At 62.3% G+C, this 18,388-nt stretch carries 19 protein-coding genes; 16 read left to right on the top strand and 3 right to left on the bottom strand.

The genetic code is table 11. The annotated features are described in order from the left end of the window. Nucleotides 1-5: 5 nt before the first annotated feature. The 16 genes from AB4Y64_RS12800 (at nt 6) to AB4Y64_RS12725 (ending at nt 15,178) form a co-directional block, all read left to right on the top strand. Nucleotides 6-917, top strand: coding sequence for a methyltransferase domain-containing protein (locus tag AB4Y64_RS12800; RefSeq protein ID WP_441816840.1), 912 nt, complete (start codon nt 6-8; stop codon nt 915-917). 4 nt (nt 918-921) lie between these two features. Further along, the gene (locus tag AB4Y64_RS12795; RefSeq protein ID WP_441816839.1) at nt 922-1,779 is read left to right on the top strand and encodes a glycosyltransferase family 2 protein; all 858 of its coding nucleotides are present in this window, start codon (nt 922-924) and stop codon (nt 1,777-1,779) included. A 133-nt stretch (nt 1,780-1,912) separates the two neighbouring features. Then, nucleotides 1,913-2,506, top strand: a complete 594-nt coding sequence (locus AB4Y64_RS12790) for a DUF7024 domain-containing protein (RefSeq protein ID WP_441816838.1) — start codon at nt 1,913-1,915, stop codon at nt 2,504-2,506. 81 nt (nt 2,507-2,587) lie between these two features. After that, nucleotides 2,588-3,643 (top strand): MBOAT family O-acyltransferase, encoded by a 1,056-nt coding sequence (locus AB4Y64_RS12785; RefSeq protein ID WP_441816837.1) that lies wholly within the window; start codon nt 2,588-2,590, stop codon nt 3,641-3,643. Continuing rightward, nucleotides 3,621-4,016, top strand: coding sequence for a hypothetical protein (locus tag AB4Y64_RS12780; RefSeq protein ID WP_441816836.1), 396 nt, complete (start codon nt 3,621-3,623; stop codon nt 4,014-4,016). Before AB4Y64_RS12785 ends, AB4Y64_RS12780 begins: the two co-directional genes overlap by 23 nt. 2 nt (nt 4,017-4,018) lie before the next feature. After that, nucleotides 4,019-5,251, top strand: coding sequence for an alginate O-acetyltransferase AlgX-related protein (locus AB4Y64_RS12775; RefSeq protein ID WP_441816835.1), 1,233 nt, complete (start codon nt 4,019-4,021; stop codon nt 5,249-5,251). Nucleotides 5,252-5,340: 89 nt separating this feature from the next. Then, nucleotides 5,341-7,416, top strand: a complete 2,076-nt coding sequence (locus AB4Y64_RS12770) for a DUF7024 domain-containing protein (protein ID WP_441816834.1) — start codon at nt 5,341-5,343, stop codon at nt 7,414-7,416. 79 nt (nt 7,417-7,495) lie between these two features. Further along, complete coding sequence (locus AB4Y64_RS12765) at nt 7,496-8,524, top strand: GDP-mannose 4,6-dehydratase (protein ID WP_441816833.1); 1,029 nt, start codon at nt 7,496-7,498, stop codon at nt 8,522-8,524. Nucleotides 8,525-8,543: 19 nt separating this feature from the next. After that, entirely contained in the window at nt 8,544-9,626 is a 1,083-nt protein-coding gene (gmd, locus tag AB4Y64_RS12760; RefSeq protein ID WP_441816832.1) for a GDP-mannose 4,6-dehydratase, read from the top strand. Nucleotides 9,627-9,643: 17 nt separating this feature from the next. Further along, nucleotides 9,644-10,588: a GDP-L-fucose synthase family protein gene (locus AB4Y64_RS12755; RefSeq protein WP_441816831.1), complete on the top strand. Its 945-nt coding sequence runs from the start codon at nt 9,644-9,646 to the stop codon at nt 10,586-10,588. Nucleotides 10,589-10,638: 50 nt separating this feature from the next. Beyond that, nucleotides 10,639-11,190, top strand: coding sequence for a GtrA family protein (locus AB4Y64_RS12750; RefSeq protein WP_441816830.1), 552 nt, complete (start codon nt 10,639-10,641; stop codon nt 11,188-11,190). Continuing rightward, a complete protein-coding gene (locus tag AB4Y64_RS12745; protein ID WP_441816829.1) occupies nt 11,187-12,218 on the top strand; it encodes a glycosyltransferase family 2 protein in 1,032 nt (343 codons plus the stop codon). The genes AB4Y64_RS12750 and AB4Y64_RS12745 overlap by 4 nt, the downstream gene beginning before the upstream one ends. 93 nt (nt 12,219-12,311) lie before the next feature. Beyond that, entirely contained in the window at nt 12,312-12,674 is a 363-nt protein-coding gene (locus AB4Y64_RS12740; protein ID WP_441816828.1) for an EamA family transporter, read from the top strand. A 100-nt stretch (nt 12,675-12,774) separates the two neighbouring features. Continuing rightward, on the top strand, nt 12,775-13,557 hold the full coding sequence (locus AB4Y64_RS12735) for a class I SAM-dependent methyltransferase (protein ID WP_441816827.1): 783 nt from the start codon (nt 12,775-12,777) through the stop codon (nt 13,555-13,557). A gap of 15 nt (nt 13,558-13,572) precedes the next feature. Then, nucleotides 13,573-14,427: a GNAT family N-acetyltransferase gene (locus tag AB4Y64_RS12730; RefSeq protein WP_441816826.1), complete on the top strand. Its 855-nt coding sequence runs from the start codon at nt 13,573-13,575 to the stop codon at nt 14,425-14,427. Continuing rightward, nucleotides 14,381-15,178, top strand: a complete 798-nt coding sequence (locus AB4Y64_RS12725; protein ID WP_441816825.1) for a PIG-L deacetylase family protein — start codon at nt 14,381-14,383, stop codon at nt 15,176-15,178. Before AB4Y64_RS12730 ends, AB4Y64_RS12725 begins: the two co-directional genes overlap by 47 nt. A gap of 26 nt (nt 15,179-15,204) precedes the next feature. Here the strand turns inward: AB4Y64_RS12725 and AB4Y64_RS12720 are convergent, their stop codons facing one another. From AB4Y64_RS12720 to AB4Y64_RS12710, 3 genes are read right to left on the bottom strand one after another with little or no spacing between them, the layout of a single operon-like run. Beyond that, complete coding sequence (locus AB4Y64_RS12720; RefSeq protein WP_441817016.1) at nt 15,205-16,551, bottom strand: phosphomannomutase; 1,347 nt, start codon at nt 16,549-16,551, stop codon at nt 15,205-15,207. A 16-nt stretch (nt 16,552-16,567) separates the two neighbouring features. Next, the gene (locus tag AB4Y64_RS12715; RefSeq protein ID WP_441816824.1) at nt 16,568-17,509 is read right to left on the bottom strand and encodes an electron transfer flavoprotein subunit alpha/FixB family protein; all 942 of its coding nucleotides are present in this window, start codon (nt 17,507-17,509) and stop codon (nt 16,568-16,570) included. Continuing rightward, a complete protein-coding gene (locus AB4Y64_RS12710; RefSeq protein ID WP_441816823.1) occupies nt 17,509-18,255 on the bottom strand; it encodes an electron transfer flavoprotein subunit beta/FixA family protein in 747 nt (248 codons plus the stop codon). Before AB4Y64_RS12710 ends, AB4Y64_RS12715 begins: the two co-directional genes overlap by 1 nt. Nucleotides 18,256-18,388: the final 133 nt, after the last annotated feature.

The raw sequence follows: 18,388 nt of genomic DNA, 5'->3' as shown, positions 1-18,388 counted from the left end.
GGGGAATGTCGTCAGGACGGCGTTGGCTGGGTCTCAGGCAGTACCTCCGCAAGTGGACCTCCCGGGGTTCCGCTGGCGCAATCAATCCGCTCGACGGAGCAGGGGAGCTGCGGGCCTTCATCGATAGCATCGACCTGTTCAACGCATCGCAGACGAATTCGGCGATGCTGGACGAGATACGCGCCTACAACCATCTGGTCGTGGGCGAGTTCAACAAGGTCCGACCGCTGCAAGGGGCCTGCCTGCTGGACATCGGTGCCTCCCCCCATGGCTATGCGATGGAGAAATGCTTCGAGCTGGGAGTTTCGCGTTACGTCGGGGTCGGGCTGGACATCGAGGCCGACGAGGACAGGAAGGTGGGCGGCACCCACGGGCAGCTGCGCTACATGAACGCCCAGGACCTGTCGTTCGCCGATTGCACGTTTGACGCGGTAGTGTCGATGTCGACGTTCGAGCACATCGCCGATGTTCCCCAGGCGCTACGCGAGATCCATCGCGTGCTCAAGCCCGGCGGCAAGGTGTTGCTGAGCTTCGAGCCCCTATGGACGTGCGCCTACGGGCACCACCTCCACCACTTTGGCGAGATGTCGCAGCTCGTGCCGCCGTGGGCGCACCTAGTCTGGGATCGCGAGCAGATGATGTGCTACCTGGAAGACAAATGGCCTGCAACTGCGGCCATCGACCTCCAGGAGGCGATCCAATGGATCTATGACAGCGAAGCCATCAACCGGGTCGGTATCCAGAAAATGCGCGAGCACTTCGAAGCGTGCCCGCTGAGCATTGAGTGGGTCGTGCCGATGATGCACGGTGAGGTCGACCCTGCGCTCCTGGACCTCGCCAGTGGCTTGACTGGACTTGACTCCGACGAACTCCACACGAAGGGTTTGTCGGTCCTGATGTATCGGGATACACATTGAGCGCATGAAAATCAGCGTCGTCACCCCTTCCTACAACCAGGGGCAGTTCATCGGTCGCACGCTCGAAAGCGTCGCGGGCCAGCAGGGCGTCGAGGTCGAGCACGTGGTATTCGACGGAGGCAGCACCGATTCCACTACGTCGGTGCTGGCAGGCTTTGGCCGCGGTGTTCGCTGGACGTCCGAGCCGGACGGGGGGCAGACGCACGCGGTCAACAAGGGGCTGGTGGCCAGCGATGGTGAAATAATCGGCTGGCTCAACTCCGACGACGTTTACTATCCGGGTGCGCTTGCCCGCGTCCACGCGTACTTCGCAGCCAATCCGGATGTCGATGTCGTCTACGGAATGGCCGACCACATCGATATCGACGATGTTGCGTTCGAATCGTATCCGACCGAAGACTGGAGTCCTGAGCGGCTGATCCAGACCTGCTTCATCTGCCAGCCCGCACTGTTCATGCGTCGCCGCGTCGTGGCCACGCATGGCCTGCTGGACGAGTCGCTGAACTACTGCATGGACTATGAGTACTGGCTACGGCTGGCCAGGGCCGGGGTGCGATTCGGCTATCTGCCCGAGAAGCTCGCAGGGTCGCGACTGTACTCGGACAACAAGACGCTGGGTGCCTCGATTGCGGTGCATGCGGAAATCAACGGCATGCTCAGGCAGAAGTTCGGCGCAGTCTCGGACATATGGCTCTACAAGTACGCACACGTGGTCGTTCGGAGTCGGGTCGATGAACGCCTACATCCGACGCGGTTTGCCCGCGAAGTGTCCGTGCGGACGATGCTGGCGTCCCTGCGGTGGAACAGAGGGGTCAGCCGTTCACTTTTGGCGCGCCTGTTCCCGAGATGGATCTCTCCTTAGTCAGTGACGCTGGGGCGTGGGAGCGCAGGCGCCCCCTGGCGTCAGAGCTCCGCTTGAGCCGTTCCCTGGGCGCTGACACATGACTGTTCCCGAGCATATATGATCCCGCTTTGCCAAACCAACCGGTACTCTGATGAACATCCGTGCATTACTTTACGCGGGGTGCGCGTGCGCTCTGTTGACAACGGGGGCTTGCAGCCGGGATCCGGCGCCGTCCACCCTAGCGGACACGGGCGGAACTTCCGCAGCCCAGACACAGGAAAGCGCCGAAGCCAAGTCCTTGGTCGTCGCCAATGCCGGATCGGTAATTCCCCGTTATGCGGCGACGCTCGCAGAGGGTATGGACTTCTCGCGGCCGGGCGCACCGGAGTTCGTGACAGAAATCACCGGCTTGTCTGGACCGGAAAGCTGGGGCCGCTGGACTGATGCCAATCTGGGGCCGACGAAGCTTCGCCTGCGGTCGCCGCTGCCGCAGCACTTTACCCTTCGGATCAAAGCTCGCGATTACTTTGGTCTCAATGCCCAGCAGAAACTGACCGTGCGCGTCGGCAACCAGGAAAAGGGTTTCATCCTGCTTGGGAGTGAAGATCAGTCCGCCAACCTGGTGTTCGACGGTGTATCAAATGTCGATTCAATCGAGATCAGCGTTCCCAAGACCTCGTCACCATCCGCGAACGACTCACGCAGGGTAGGCGTGGGTTTGATCTCGTTTAGCATCCACGAATAACTCATCCGGCTCCCTGAGTCGGCAACACATCGGCTGGGCGGACGCTCGTAGCGGGCAGGCTCCTTTGCATGGCGCGGCGCAATGCTCTTTACTGATCCGTTGTTTCTCTTTTACTTTCTGCCACTGGCCCTCATGGGCCTGCGCCTTTGTTCGTTCAACCGACGATTTCAGCTGGCTGCTCGGGTTGCCATCGTCACGTCGACATTGCTGTTCTACGGCTACGGAAACGTGCTTTGGCCGCTGTTGTTCCTGTTCGTCGTGGGCGGCACGTACCTGTGTACGCTGCCGATCCTGCTGTCGAACAATCGGGTCGTCCAGCGAATCTCCGTTGCAGGCGCGGTCGTATTCGCGCTGGTCGTGCTGGCCCTCTTCAAGTATCTCAACTGGTTCGCGACCCTTTGGCCGGCGCTCGTGCCGCTTCAGACGGCGATGCTTCCATACTTTGGCGGTGGCGGCGTCGTGGTGCTGCCTCCGGGTATTTCCTTCTATGTGTTCGAGGCTTTGAGCTTCGCAATCGACGCCTACCGGGGAAAGATTAAGCGGCCCATCCGATGGGTGGATTACCTGACGTTCCTGGCGATGTTCCCGCGATTCATCGCCGGCCCTATCGTCCGTTACACCGACATGGCGTCGCAGTTTGGCAGCTGGTCTGGGCAGTACCTCAGTCGGGGGTTCTCGGTGTTCGCGCTTGGATTCGCCATCAAGAGCCTGTTCGCCGATCATTTCGCGGTGTTCGTACCGTATGCGTTCTCGACGGAAAAGCCCGATCTCGTCCAGAGCTGGATCGGCGCCGCCGCGTATACATTCCAGCTCTATTTCGATTTCTGGGGATACTCCCTGATGGCGACGGGTCTGGGCCTCTGCATAGGTTTCGGGTTTCCCGACAACTTCCGTTCGCCGTACCGCGCCGTAAGCATCACGCAGTTCTGGCAGCGTTGGCACATGACCTTGTCGCAGTGGCTGCGCGACTACTTGATACATCAGCCTCGGTGGCAATCGCTGTCCACGTTGGCGGGTTGCGTTGAATCTGTTCCTCACGATGCTCATCGGAGGGCTCTGGCATGGTGCCAACTTCACCTTCGTCGCGTGGGGGGCCTACCATGGCGTGCTTCTGGTGTTCGAGCGGCTGGTCGGTGAGGATCGCCTAGCCCGTATTCCGGTGCTGGCGAGGCAGGCAATTACGTTCCTGCTCGTGGTGGTGGGCTGGGTCTTCTTCCGCAGCGATTCGTTTGAACAGGCGGGGCGCATCTTTTCCGGCATGGTCGGCCGCAACGGGCTAATGGAGCAGTTCAATCCCGCGCTGATGCAAAGGCATGTTCCGGCCGTGCTGATGGCGCTGGTCGGCTGGTGGTTCTGGATCAAGCTCGAACCGCGGGTAGTTGGAACAGGGCCAATGCACGAGCGGCAGTTTTCGCTCAGTTCGCAGTGGATCCTTTTTGCTGTGTTCGTCCTCGCACTGGTGATCTCTGCGAGCAGCAACGAAATTCCCTTCCTCTATTTCCAGTTCTGACCATGAAGAGGCTCATCAATCCCGTTCTCCTGGCTTACTTCGGGCTAGCCGCTATGTTCATCGGCATCAGCGCTTTCGGCCTGCCTGGCAGGTCGACGTCGCCATGGCCGTGGACGACCATAATCCGCAACCCCGCGCAGACCTTCGACGGTCTGATGCCGAACGGCCTGTGGCAGCCTGACTACGTCGCGCTTAAAAGGAGTATCAACGGCCTCGCTGGCGTGAGGCTGGTCGCCCAGGCGGGTAACAGTATCCGCGTCGCTCTTGGTCAATCGCCCGAATGGATCTTCATGGGCGGACGCAAACCGATAGCGCTGTTTCTGACGGGCGAGATCTGGGTGGCGCGGGGATCGAGCCCGCGGATCGACGCGGAGGTCGACCGTGTCGCGGAGATAATCGCAGCCTACAACGAGCAGCTCGAGCGCGAGGGCTGGAAGCTGGTGGTCGTACCGGTTCCGCCCAAGCTGGGGGTGCACCAGGAGTGGATCGCTTGGCCGATCTCCGGGGTTGATCTGATCAGCAGGGACCCGCTGTCGAGTGACAGGTCCGGCGAGGTGTACGGTGAGTTCCACCGGGCGCTTGATGCACTAAAGGTGACGAACGTCGATCTTTGGCAGGTGTATCGCGGTGCATTGATGGGCCATCCCGATGCTGTGCTGTATCCACGCGGTGAAAGCCATTGGAGTGGCGAAGGCATCCGCCTGGCTGCCGACGCAACGGCCAGGTCGATCGCTAGCGTGACGACCATCAAGGCGAGGAGTCCGATCAGCCCCACTTACTACGTGGGCCACTTCGTGGCTGACATGGCCGAAGCGTACGATCCGCTGCCGAAAGTGACTACCAGGCTTCGGTCGATATACGAGTACGAGGATCGCCTGCTCAATGGAGAAGAGGGTCGCGGCTATCCCTTCCCGACGGCGCCGACGTCGTTGGTCGTTGCGATTGGGACCAGTTATACGGGGCAATACACCTCGGTTCCTCAGCCGGTCGGTTTTGCCGGCCAGCTCGGGTTGCACCTGGACAACGCGGAGGTGCAGAACCGCCCAGTGGCCGGGCAGGGGTCATTCAAGACATTCGAGGCGTTCTGGGCGAACCGACGCGAGATCGAGTCCGAGTTTGCGCGGCGCCGTGGGACAGGGCTGCCGAAGGTCTTGGTGTGGGAAATGCCGATCCGGGACATACCGGGGTTTGGTGAATCAATGCTCAACTACAACCAGAAGCAAGGCTGGCATTAATGGTGAGGGAGTTGAAGTCGATGGAATCGGGGAGAAATGAAATGACCGCAGGCGCAGGAATAGGGGAGCCGTCGCAGCGGAGGTCGTTCATGCCGTTAATGCTCGTGGCGGCGGTTTTGCTGTGCGCATATCTGTTGCTCCGGAATGCCGGCCTGTACCTGTCGGTTCCGGACGAGTGGGTTTATAGCAAGTCGGCGCGCCTGCTCGCGCTGGATGTGGTGGGTGTTCCGTCATATCTGTATTTCCTGGCATTCAAGGGAACCAACGTCTGTGGAACTGGTTTCCTCGATTGCACGCGGATGTTGAACGTCGTCTTCCTCGTCTCGGCGTTGCCGTTCGTGTACCTGGTGTGCAGGCGCGTGGCCAGCAAGCCTGTGTCGCTGCTGGTTGCGATCCTCGCGTTGCTGGGGCCGATCAACACGTACACGGCGTACTTCATGCCGGAGTCGATGTATCTGCTGATGTTTTGGGTGCTGGCGTGGCTGGCGCTCAAGGGCAGTGGATCGCGCCCCTTCCTCTATGGCATGACCCTTGGCGCCGTGTTAGCCATGATGGGCCTGGTCAAGGCGCACGCGATTTTCCTCTTGCCCGCGGTGATGGCGTTTGTTGCCGGACGTTTCGCCGTCCTTCGCCACGCACGGCCCGCAACCAGTGCCCTTATGGCCCTGGCCGGGCTGGTCATCGCGGCTCTGGTCGTGCGGTTCGGCCTTGGGTACCTGCTGGCAGGGCCATCTGGGCTGAGCCTGTTCGGGCAGGTGTATGGCTCGGTTACTCCATCGTCCCAGGACGAAGGCAGGGCCCTGCGCCTGGTCATCCAGGGGTTGCTCAGTCTCAAGGGTCACGCCATGGCGTTGGCTGCGCTCTATGCGCTTCCCCTCGCCGCGGTCTTCTACTTTCCGCCGCGCAGCGAAGGCTCCGCCGCAATTCGAGCGGAGTGTGACCAGGTTCGACTCTTTACGTTCTTCGTGTTTGCATGCCTGCTTGCGATGACGACGTTGTTCACGGCGAATGTTGCGGGGTCCAACGCCATGGAATCGATCGCGCGGCTGCATATGCGTTACTACAATTTCGCGATCCCGTTGCTGCTGGTTGTGGTGGCAGGGCAGATTTCTCCATCGACAATCCGCCCCGGTATCCGTGGAGCCCTGCCCGCCGCAGCGTTTGGCGTGCTGGCGATCCTTGCCATCACCGGCCTCCTCGACGGATTCGTTCCAGGCATTGTCGACAGCCCGGAACTGCGGGGGCTGACGATCAGTCCGGTGGTGTTCCGCGTAATGGCCGCACTTGGCGTGGTGACTATGGTCACCTGGATATTCAACGCCAAGGTCGGGTCGCGCGTGTTTCTCTTCGCACTGTTTCCACTGGTGGTGGCGATCTCTGGCTGGAGGGCCAACGGCGAGTTGCGCCAGGCCATGGTGGCCGACAGTTATGCGTCGGCCGGCATTTTTGCCCGCCAGTACATTGGGCGCTCCGTCGAGCCGACACTGGTCGTTGGCGCGGACCACTCGGCCTCGTATCGGGCGATGTTCTACCTGGACAACCCCAATGCGACCAATGTGGTTATCCCGGAGGGTGAGATCGTGCCTGACGCCAAGGTGCCTGGAACTGCCCGCTGGTTGCTCGTGATCGGTGAGCACGCGCTGCCCGCGTCTGCCCGCGAACAGGCGCAGTTCGGTGGCTTCACGCTCGCGCGACTGGGACCGGAGGTCCAGAGCATCGATTTCACCGCCGGATCCTGGCCTGGTGTGATCTCGTCCAAGCAGGGGCTTTCTTCACCCGAGCCGTGGGGAACCTGGTCCGACGGCACCCGCGTCGTCCTTCAGTTCTCCAATCCGTTGCCCAGAGAATTCACGTTGCTTCTCAAGGGCCACACGATCGGAGACACGAACGAGCCGATCGGAGTCGTAGTAGGCACGGATCGGCGGGAAATCCGCCTCCCTCAGCCCCAGGAGTTGTCCTTGGACTACAGCACGGACGGAAACCAGAGGGCGATTGCCTTCGAAATTCCGTGGGCCAAGTCCATGAAGGAGCTCCGTATCAGCGAGGACCCGCGACGATTGGGCATCGGCTTCGTCTCTCTGCAGGTCACCTCCCGGGCGCCTGCGAGTCCCGCCCCGAAGGCACTCGCCGACCAGCCGGCCGAGACCGAAGTCACGTCGCCGTGATAGCATGCGAGGTTAATTCGCTCGGCGTACACAGCAACTGGGGTCCGCCTGAGCGCCCGCACCATGGAGGCTCCAGACGTTGACGAAGCGTGCGCTAATTACCGGCATCACGGGCCAGGATGGATCGCTTCTCGCGGAGTTTCTGCTCGACAAGGGGTATCAGGTCGCGGGGCTCGTTCGCCGCGAAAGCTGGTTCAGGCATAACGCCGCCAGCCATCTGGCCGGTCGGATTGAAGTCCTGTTCGGTGACATGGCTGAGGGCGTCGATATCGCCTCGGCTATTCACGAGGCCGCCCCAGACGAAATTTACAATCTGGCTTCGCAGTCGCGGCCGGGCGAGTCTTGGTCGCGCGCGCCCGAGACCCTGTTGGTCAACGGGCTTGGAGCCGTGCGGCTGTTTGAAGCGGTGCGCCACCACCGCCCTGACTGCAAGGTCTACCACGCGTCGTCGTCCGAAATGTTCGGTCCGACGGCAGGGGCGTCCCAGGACGAGACCACCGCATTCAACCCCGTCAATCCCTATGCCGCCGCCAAGGTGTACGCACACCAGATGGCGAGGATCTATCGCGACAGCTACGGGTTGTTCATCTCCAACGGAATTTTGTTCAATCATGAGAGCGAACGGCGGCCTCTCCATTTCCTGACTCAGAAAATCTCTCATGGCGCTGCCTGTGCCGCATTGGGTATCGTCGACTCGCTGGAAGTCAACGAAATGGGGCGGCCGATAGTCGAAGGCGGGCGCTTGGCGCTCGGCAATCTCGATATCGCGCGAGACTGGGGCTATGCCGGCGATTTCATAAGGGCAATGTGGCTGATGTTGCAGCACGACGCTGCCGATGACTTCGTTATCGGCACCGGCAAGCTGCACAGTCTGCGCCAGCTATGTGAGGTCGCCTATCGCTCGGTCGGACTCGACTGGCGCGACAGCGTGGTCAGCGACCCGGACCTCGTCAGGCCGCTTGAATCGGGGCAGACGCAAGCCAATCCTGCGAAAGCCCGGCGCGTGCTCGGATGGGAGCCGACGGTGAGCTTCGAGGACATGGTTCAAAAGATGGTGATGGTGCAGGTCGAAAACCTGCGTTCGTCAAACAAGAAAAGCGAACTTTGACTTTAGTTTGGGAATTGACATGAAGAAAGCACTTATAACTGGCGTCACGGGACAGGATGGAGCCTACCTGGCCGAGTTTCTGCTCGGAAAGGGATACATCGTGCACGGCATCAAGCGCCGCACGTCACTTTTCAACACCGATCGCATCGACCATCTGTACCAGGATCCGCACGTACGCGACCGGAATTTCGTCCTTCACTACGGTGACATGACCGATTCCAGCAGCCTGATCCGCATCATCCAGGACGTGCAGCCGGACGAGATCTACAATCTCGCCGCGCAGAGCCATGTCGCCGTCTCATTCGAAGAGCCGGAATACACCGCGAACTCCGACGCCCTGGGCGCACTGCGCGTGCTGGAAGCCATCCGCACGCTGGGCCTGGAAAAGAAGACGCGCTTCTACCAGGCCTCGACCTCGGAGTTGTACGGTCTGGTCCAGGAAGTCCCGCAGAAGGAGACCACACCTTTCTATCCGCGTAGCCCCTATGCGGTTGCCAAGCTCTATGCCTACTGGATCACGGTCAACTACCGCGAGTCGTATGGCATGTATGCCTGCAACGGCATTCTGTTCAACCACGAGTCGCCGATCCGCGGTGAGACATTTGTCACGCGCAAGATCACGCGCGCACTGGCGCGAATCAAGCTGGGCCTGCAGGACTGCCTTTTCCTCGGGAACCTGGACTCCCTGCGCGACTGGGGCCATGCGAAGGACTATGTGGAAATGCAGTGGCTGATGCTCCAGCAGGAGACGGCCGAAGACTTCGTCATCGCCACGGGCGTCCAGTTCAGCGTCCGTGACTTCGTCAACGCCGCCGCCGCCGAGCTGGGAATCAACGTGCGCTGGGAAGGCGAGGGCGTCGACGAGAAGGGCTACGACGACAAGGGCAATTGCATCGTTGCCGTCGACGAGCGCTATTTCCGGCCGGCCGAAGTGGAAACCCTGCTCGGCGACGCCAGCAAGGCGAAAGAGAAGCTGGGCTGGTCGCCGAAGATCACGTTCAACGAACTCGTCTCGGAGATGGTCCGCGAGGACCTGAAGGCGGCTGAACGTGACGAGCTGGTCAAGCGCCACGGTTACTTCGCACCCAACCGCCACGAATAAGAGTTCCAGGTTAGCCAATGAGCACTGACGTACTTCGCAAGGATTCCAAGATATTCGTTTCCGGCCACCGGGGAATGGTGGGGTCTGCGATCGTTCGGCGGCTGCAGGTGGGTGGGTACACCAACGTGGTGACCCGCACCCGCGAGCAGCTGGACCTGCTCGACCAGGCGGCTGTCGTCGATTTCATGCAGGCGGAAAAGCCCGAGTACATTTTCCTGGCCGCAGCCAAGGTGGGTGGCATCCAAGCGAACAATACGTTGCGGGCTGATTTCATCTACCAGAACCTGCTGATCCAGTCGAACGTCGTCGGTGCTGCGCATCAAGCCGGGGTGCAGCGCCTGTTGTTCTTGGGATCGAGCTGCATCTACCCGCGTGACTGCCCACAGCCCATCAAGGAAGAGTACCTGCTGACCGGTCCGCTCGAGCAGACCAACGAGCCGTATGCGATCGCAAAGATCGCCGGCATCAAGCTCTGCGAAAGCTTCAATCGCCAGTACGGCACGTCGTACGTGTCGGTGATGCCGACCAACCTATACGGTCCGAACGACAGTTACGACCTCAACAACAGCCATGTGCTGCCGGCATTGATCCGCAAGACGCACGAGGCGAAGGCGCGGGGCGACAAGGAACTCGTCGTCTGGGGGAGCGGCAAGCCTCGTCGCGAATTCATGTACGTGGACGACATGGCCGACGCGTGCGTGTTCCTGATGGAAAGCGACGTGCGCGAAGGGCTCTTCAATGTCGGCCTTGGGACGGATGTCACCATCCGCGAGCTGGCGGAGACGATCATGGAAGTCGCGGGCTTCGAAGGCGAGATTGTGTTCGATTCGAGCAAGCCCGACGGGACGCCGCGCAAGCTGCTCTCGGCCAATCGGCTCAATGCGCTGGGTTGGCGCGCGCGCACGGGCCTGAAGGACGGCATCGAGAAGGCCTACGCTGATTTCAAGAGCCGGGAATTCTAGGCCCCTGACAGCCTCCGGGTAGCACGATCTGGAGAGCCGCCGGCGCGCTGATGACAGACACTGAGCGCCGGAGCTGCCTCCACGGCAGCTGCCGGAGGTCTTTCCTGCGGATCAACGACCAATCCATGCCAATCCCATCCAGCAGCAGTTCCCGTCCCGGCAAACGGGAAGACGCGGAAGTCGTGCGGTCCCCCAAGGCACGCAGTCCAGGCGGCTCGGTGCGGACGTGGGCTCGTGAAGGGCTGAGCTACACTCTAGTCGGACTGGTCCAGATCTGCGTGGACTGGTTGTGTTTCGTTGTCCTCACATACTTCGGGATGGCCACGATCGGAGCCAACATTATCGGCCGGGTCGGTGGCGCGATGCTGGGCTTCTGGTTGAACGGCCGCTTCACCTTCTCCGCCAGCGGCGCTCGGCTGGACCGGGGCGCGCTGCTGCGTTTTGCACTGAGTTGGGGCACGATGACCGCGATCAGCACCCTGGCCGTCAACTGGACCGACCAGGGGCAGGGGTTGCATGTGGCCTGGCTGGCGAAGCCGCTCATCGACGCGGCGCTTGCTGCCGCCGGGTTTTTGATTTCCAAGTGCTGGATATACCGATGAGGCAGGAAGTAGGCGTCCAAACGCATGTCGCGGCCGGCCGGCGCACCTGGCGCACCGGCGTGGCTGTGGTCATCCCCTGCTACAAGGTGTCGAGCCACATCGCAGGCGTGCTTGCCGCCATTGGCCCGGAAGTCGATTGGATATATTGCGTCGACGATGCTTGTCCGGCGGGCAGTGGCGACTTCATCGCGCGCAACATCGCCGACACGCGAGTGATCCTGCTGCGCAATGCTCAGAACGAGGGGGTCGGCGGCGCCGTCATGCACGGTTATCGCCGTGCGATCGAAGATGGCGCCTCGGTGATGGTCAAGATCGATGGCGATGGACAGATGGATCCGGCCCTGCTGGGCGCTTTCGTCGCTCCGATCCTGGCTGGCGACGCCGACTATACGAAGGGCAACCGCTTCTTCGACCTTCGCGAAATCAAGTCGATGCCGCTGGTGCGAAGGATCGGCAACCTAGGTCTGTCCTTCATGGCCAAGGCCTCCAGCGGATACTGGGACATTTTCGATCCGACCAATGGATACACGGCAATCCATGCGGAAGTGGCAAAGCGGTTGCCGTTCGAATCGATCAGTCACCGTTATTTCTTCGAGACCGACATACTCTTCCGGTTGAACACGCTGCGTGCCGTCGTGCTCGACATCCCGATGGATGCCCGTTATGGCGACGAGACAAGCGGCCTTTCCGCCTCCAAGGTCATTGGCGAGTTCTTCGTGAAGCATCTCCGGAACTTCTCAAAGCGCATCCTCTATAGCTACTTCCTGCGCGACATGTCATTGGCTTCGCTTGAGCTCGTGGCGGCGGTGGCAATGCTGGGCTTCGGCGGAATCTTTGGCGGATGGCACTGGTGGGCTGCCATCGCTCATGGCACCACCACGCCGGTGGGTACCATCATGATCGCCACCGTGCTGCTGGTTTCTGGCCTGCAGCTCCTCCTGGCCTTTTTTGGTTACGATATCGCCAGCACGCCCCGCCAGGCACTCCATCCCCGACTGCAGCGCAGGCGCTTCACGGGGCTCGATTAGGGAAGGCAGATCAGAGAAGACAACGGTTCACCACGCCAGCGAGACCGGGGACATGTTCCGTGTGCAGGCTGGCCCGCCACTGAGGACTGCGACATGCAGCATGGTAACGGTTTGAACTTTGTGACCCTGGCGATGATCATCGCCACCATTGCCATGCTTGCCAGCGGGCAGGTACTGTTCAAGTATGCCGCTGCGTCGATCGACTTTGGCAACATTCGCAGTTACTTCTCGCTGCCCCTGTTGGTCGCACTGGCGCTTTATGGGATTGCGACGATCGCTTGGCTGGCAGTGTTGGCGCGGGTACCGCTGTCCGTAGCATTCCCGTTCTACGGGCTGGGCTTCCTGTTGGTGCCGCTGCTGTCAGTGCTGGTCCTGGGCGAGAGATTGCGCTATTCGAGCCTGCTCGGGGGGCTGATCATCCTCATCGGGATCGCCATTAGCTCCAGGGACTGGTGAGATGGAGACTCAATGCGAAGCCTGCGGCGGACGTGTTGTAGACGGCCTGAAGGACTGGCACAAGCGATGCGCCGGTTGCGGGCTGGAGACCTCTGCGCTGATGGGGTTCATCACGGATCGCAAAGGCGTCGATATCGACGAGGATGCGCGTGAGCAGGCGCTGCGTCCGCTAAGGGAAAACAATTTCGACACGCTGCTGGACTGGACCCTGCAGCACCTGGGCCAACGCGATGCGAAAGCCGGCAAGCCGCGCCTGCTTGAAGTCGGTTGCGCGCATGGCTGGTTCATCGAGAAGGCCGCTCGTTCGTTCGACGTGATCGGCATCGAGCCCGATGCCGCCGTGGCCACACGCACGCTCGCGCGCGGACTGCCGGTCCGACGGGGATACTTCCCAGGCACTCTTGCCGATGGCGAGATGTTTGATGTGATTGTGTTCAACGATGTACTTGAGCACATTCCCAGTGTCGGCGAAGCGCTCAGGCATTGCGTGCGCCACCTCAATCCCGCAGGCGTCGTCGTGGTCAATGCGCCGGATCGCCGTGGGGCGCTCTATCGCCTGTCGACCTGGCTGGTGCGACTGGGAATGTCGGGACCATTCGACAGGCTATGGCAAAAGGGCTTGCCCTCTCCGCACCTGTATTACTTTGACTCGCGTTCGCTGGCCAGCGTCGCCCGATCGGCGGGGTTGGAAGTCGTAGCCAGCCGGCGACTGCCATCGCTCACGGCACGCGGTCTGTATTCGCGTATTCGTTGCGCCGGCGATGTACCTGTTGCGAAGGCGCTCTTGCTGGCGGCTGGTGTCTTACCGCTGGTGCCCTTGCTGCATGCATTACCTTCCGACATCACGGCTTGGGTGCTCGCTCCCGGTCAGCCAGGCAATTGACACGCAAGGAGTCGAATGGAAATCCGACCGGTAAGCACCGATCCCAAGGCAATGGCCGCCTATGAGCAGCTGTTCCGCACCTGCTTTCCCAATGCGCCACATCTGAACGCGACGTACCTGCGCTGGCTGTATGCCGACAACCCCGCAGGCGAAGTCATCGGTTGCGATGCGTGGGAGGGCGACGTGCTTGCCGCGCACTACGTCTGCGTGCCGGTTGGCGCCGTCGTCGACGGCAAGCCGATGCGCGTGATGCTCTCGCTCAACACCGCCACCCATCCGGATTTCCAGGGTAAAGGCTTGTTCACGCGACTGGCGGAGGCGACCTATGAACTCGGCGAACGCCTGGGCATCGCGGCGGCCTATGGCGTTGCCAATGCAAATTCGACTCCTGGGTTCCTGCGCAAGCTCGGATTCACCTTGGTCAGACCGCTCGATGCCCGCGTCGGCATCGGTCGCATCGAGGGCTCCGACCCTTTGGCGACCCGCCGCGAAGCATCGTTCTACCGCGACTGGTCACCTGCGTCCCTGAGTTGGCGCGTGAGCAATCCGGCGCGGCCGTATCGCCTGGTCGACGCCGGTAGCGGCGTCCTGGGTGCACAGGCGACGACGGGTCACACGCGGTTGTGGGCCTGGGATGAGTTGCCGATGCAGGCTGCCGGCCAACAGGCGTTGTCAGCCGGCTATTTCGGCGCACGCCTGCACCTTGGACTGCGACCGCGGCACCGTTACCCGGCCATGAGATGGTTCGAGATCCCGCAGCAGTTCCGACCGAGTCCGCTGAACCTGATCTTCAGACCGCTGCGACCGGAGGCGGGCGTTCCCGATGCCGATGCCGTCGTGCTGGGTCAACTCGACTTTGATGCGTTCTGACTCGTTGCCATTGCTGGCGATACTGGCCCATCCGGACGACGAGTTCGCCATCTTTGCGTATCTGGAGCGCGCGACGGCCAATGGCCGTGAGGTTCACGTCGCCTGGCTGACCGACGGCGGCTGGGGTGGCCAGTCGATCGAGCGCCGTCGCCTGGAAAGCGTCGAAGTCCTGCGCATATTGGGTATTCCCCAGGATCGCCTGCACTTTGTCGGCGAGGAGCTGGGCATTGCAGACGGGTCGTTGCACGAGCGCCTGGATCAGGTCGTGCCGCACCTGCGCAATAAGCTGGCGCCGACTGCAGCCGGAGAAGTGCTGGTGCCGGCCTGGGAAGGCGGCCATCACGATCATGACGCGGCGCATCTGGCCGCGCTGGCCCTAGTTGCCGGGCGCGAGTGCGAAGTGCGCCAGTTCAGTCTCTATCACGGCGCCGGCCTGCCGGGCCCACTGTTCCGTGTGTTGTCGCCGCTGTCCGTGAACGGCCAGGCGCGCGTGGTGCCGACGACACTGGCCATGCGCGCGCGGTACGTTGGCCTGTGCCTGCGCTTTCGCTCGCAGCGGAAGAGCTTTCTGGGCCTGTTGCCGTTCTACGCGTTAAAGATGCTGCGGTCGGACGCCTTCGTCACGCAGCCGGTTGCGCGTGAGCGTACGGTGCAACGGCCGCATCCAGGCCCGATGCTGTACGAGCGCCGGGGTGGGCCGTCATGGGAAGCGTTTGCGCGGGCGACCGAACGGTATCGCTGGTCGGATTGAGCTGCCGAATTGCGCGCCGCGTCCGGTCAGTCCTGCAACAACGACGCGATGACATCCGTCATGGTGGTCACCCGCTTTGCGTCTCCGTGGCCCTCGACGTTCAGGCGCAGCAACGGTTCCGTGTTCGAACTGCGCAGGTTGAAGCGCCAGGCGCCGAAGTCGGCACTCATGCCGTCGGTGTAGTCGAGCTCGGGTTGGAACGGTGCGAAACGTGCCATCACCCGATCGATCGACGCCTTGGCGTCCGCAACCTTGAAATTGATCTCACCGCTGCACGGGTACGCCGCCATCCGGTCTTCGACCATGTCGGCCAGTGACTGCCCCGTGCGCGAGACCAGCTCGGCAATCAACAACCAGGGAATCATCCCCGAGTCGCAATAAGCGAAATCACGGAAGTAATGGTGCGCACTCATTTCGCCGCCATAGATAGCGTCTTCGGCGCGCATGCGTTCCTTGATGAAGGCATGCCCGGTCTTGCTTTGCACGGGGATGCCGCCGGCCTCGCGCACCATCTCGATGGTGTTCCAGGTCAGGCGCGGGTCGTGGATGATCTTTCCACCTGGATTTCGCGCGAGTAGCGCCTTGGCCAGCAGGCCTACGAGGTAGTACCCCTCGATGAAGCGTCCCTGGGCATCGAAAAAGAAACAGCGGTCGAAATCGCCGTCCCAGCCGATGCCGAAGTCAGCGCCGTGTTCGCGCACCGCGACCGAGGTCGCCTCACGGTTTTCCGCGAGCAGCGGGTTCGGAATGCCATTGGGAAAGCTTCCGTCGGGCTCGTGCTGGATGCGGATGAACTCGAACGGCAGGTGCGAAGCCAACTGGTCGATTACCAGACCGGCGCCGCCATTGCCGGAGTTGACCACGATCTTCAAGGGTTTCAGCACCGTCCGATCGACGTAGCCCAGCAGGTGTTCGATGTAGGCCGACTTGTCTTCGTTTGTGTGCTGGGTTCCGCGCACAGGGGCGTTGCTGAATTCACCACGCGCGGCGGCGTCACGGATCGTGAACAGGCCCGAATCGCCGCTGATCGGCCGCGAGCCTTCGCGCACCAGCTTCAACCCGTTGTAGTCCATCGGGTTGTGGCTGGCGGTCACCATGATTCCGCCCGCGGCGCCAAGATGGAAGGTCTGGAAGTACACCTCCTCGGTTCCACCCAGGCCGATGTCGATGACGTCACGGCCAGCGTCCATCAGGCCGTCGGCGAGCGCGGCCTGCAGGGCGGGGCTGCTGAGGCGGACGTCGCGGCCGAGGACAACCGGGCCGGGTCCGAGCACGGCGGCCGTAGCGTGCCCGATGCGGCGGGCGATGTCTTCATTGAGTTCATCCGGAACCCGACCACGGACGTCGTACGCCTTGAAGCAACGCAATTCCATTGTTCGTCTCTTCTGATCAGGCCAGTGCGCGTTCAAGTTCCGGTAGCAGTGCGAACAGATCTCCTACCAGCCCGATATCGGCAATCTCGAAGATCGGCGCATCGCCGTCCTTGTTGATCGCCACGATCGTGCCGGCGTCCTTGATGCCCGTCAGGTGCTGGATCGCGCCGGAGATGCCGACGGCGATGTAGAGCTCCGGAGCAATGATCTTGCCGGTCTGGCCGACCTGCAGTTCGTTGGGCACATAGCCGGCATCCACTGCGGCTCGCGAAGCACCAACAGCAGCGCCGAGCTTGTCGGCCAGGTCATAGACGATCTTGAAGTTCTCAGCCGAGCCGACGCCGCGGCCACCGGACACCACGCGCCTGGCGCTCTGCAGGTCGGGACGGTCGGACTTGCCGGCGGCCAGGCCGACATAGCGCGTGTGGACCGGCAGCGCTGCATCGACGGCCAGCGATTCGACGGCGGCACTGCCACCCTCGGCCGCTTCCGGCCACGAGGCGGTGCGCACGGTCGCGACGACGGCGTGGTCGCTCGGCGCTTCGACCGTAATGATCGCGTTGCCGGCATAGATCGGGCGCTTGAAGGTATGGCTGCCTTCCACCGCCATCACGTCCGACACCTGCGCCACGCCGAGCAGCGCGGCGACGCACGGCATCAGGTCCTTGCCGAAGGTGGTGCTGGGGCCGAACACATGGCTGTAGCCGGCGGCGGCCTTGGCCACTTGCGGAGCCAGCACCTGGGCGATGGCATTGGCGTTGGCGGCATTGGCGACAGCCAGGACCTTGCCCACGCCGGCGATCTGCGCGGCCTGCGCGGCGACGGCGGCCGGGTCGGCGGCCAGCACGACGACGTCGATGGAATCAGGCTTGAGCGCCTGCGCGGCGGACACGCACTTGGCGGTCGATGCGTTGAGCTTGCCGTCCAGGTGTTCGGCGACGATCAGTACCTTGCTCATCACAGCAGCCCCTTTTGCTTGAGTGCGGCGACCAGTTCGGCCGCGTCCTTCACCATCACGCCCTTGCTGCGCTTGACCGGCGCGGCGAAGTGGGTGGTCTTGAGCGTATCGCCGGTGTCGACGCTGAGGTCGGCGAAGGCGATGGTTTCCATCGGCTTGCTCTTGGCCTTCATGATGTCGGGCAGCTTGATGAAGCGCGGCTCGTTGAGGCGCAGGTCGGTCGTGACCACGGCCGGCAGGTCGACTTCCAGCGTTTCCAGGCCTGCGTCGACCTCACGGGTGACCGTGGCCTTGCCGTCGGAAACTTCCAGCTTCGAGGCGAACGTCGCCTGCGGGCGGCCCCAGAGCGTGGCCAGCATCTGGCCGGTCTGGTTGGCGTCGTCGTCGATGGCCTGCTTGCCCAGGATGACCAGGTCCGGCTGCTCTTTCTCGATCAGCTTGAGCAGGGCGCGGGCCGCGGTCAGCGGCTGGATCGGGGCATCGCTGACGACGTGGATGGCGCGGTTGGCGCCCATGGCCAGGCCGTTGCGCAGGTGCGCCTGGGCATCGGCCGGGGCGATCGTGGCGACCACGACCTCGGTCGCGATGCCCTTGTCGCGCAAGCGCAGGGCCTCTTCCAGGGCGATTTCATCGAACGGGTTCGGCGACAGCTTGACGCCGTCGGTGACCACGCCGGAGCCGTCCGGCTTGACCTGGATGCGGACATTGAAGTCCACCACGCGCTTGTAACCGACGAGAATCTTCATCGTGCGGGGGTTCCTGTGGGGTTGCGCGGCCAAAAATCAGGCCGTGGACCTTGAATTCTAGCGGACTGGAGGTTCCTACGCTGTCTCGCTGGTTCCACTGCCGGGGAACTGAACGGGGGGGAACTGCGCAAAT

Origin of the sequence: Lysobacter sp. TAF61 (assembly GCF_052113485.1) — a bacterium.
In the GTDB taxonomy this organism is placed as follows: domain Bacteria; phylum Pseudomonadota; class Gammaproteobacteria; order Xanthomonadales; family Xanthomonadaceae; genus Lysobacter_J.
Note: the sequence above shows the minus strand (reverse complement) of the source record. Positions and strands in the feature narration are given on the sequence as shown.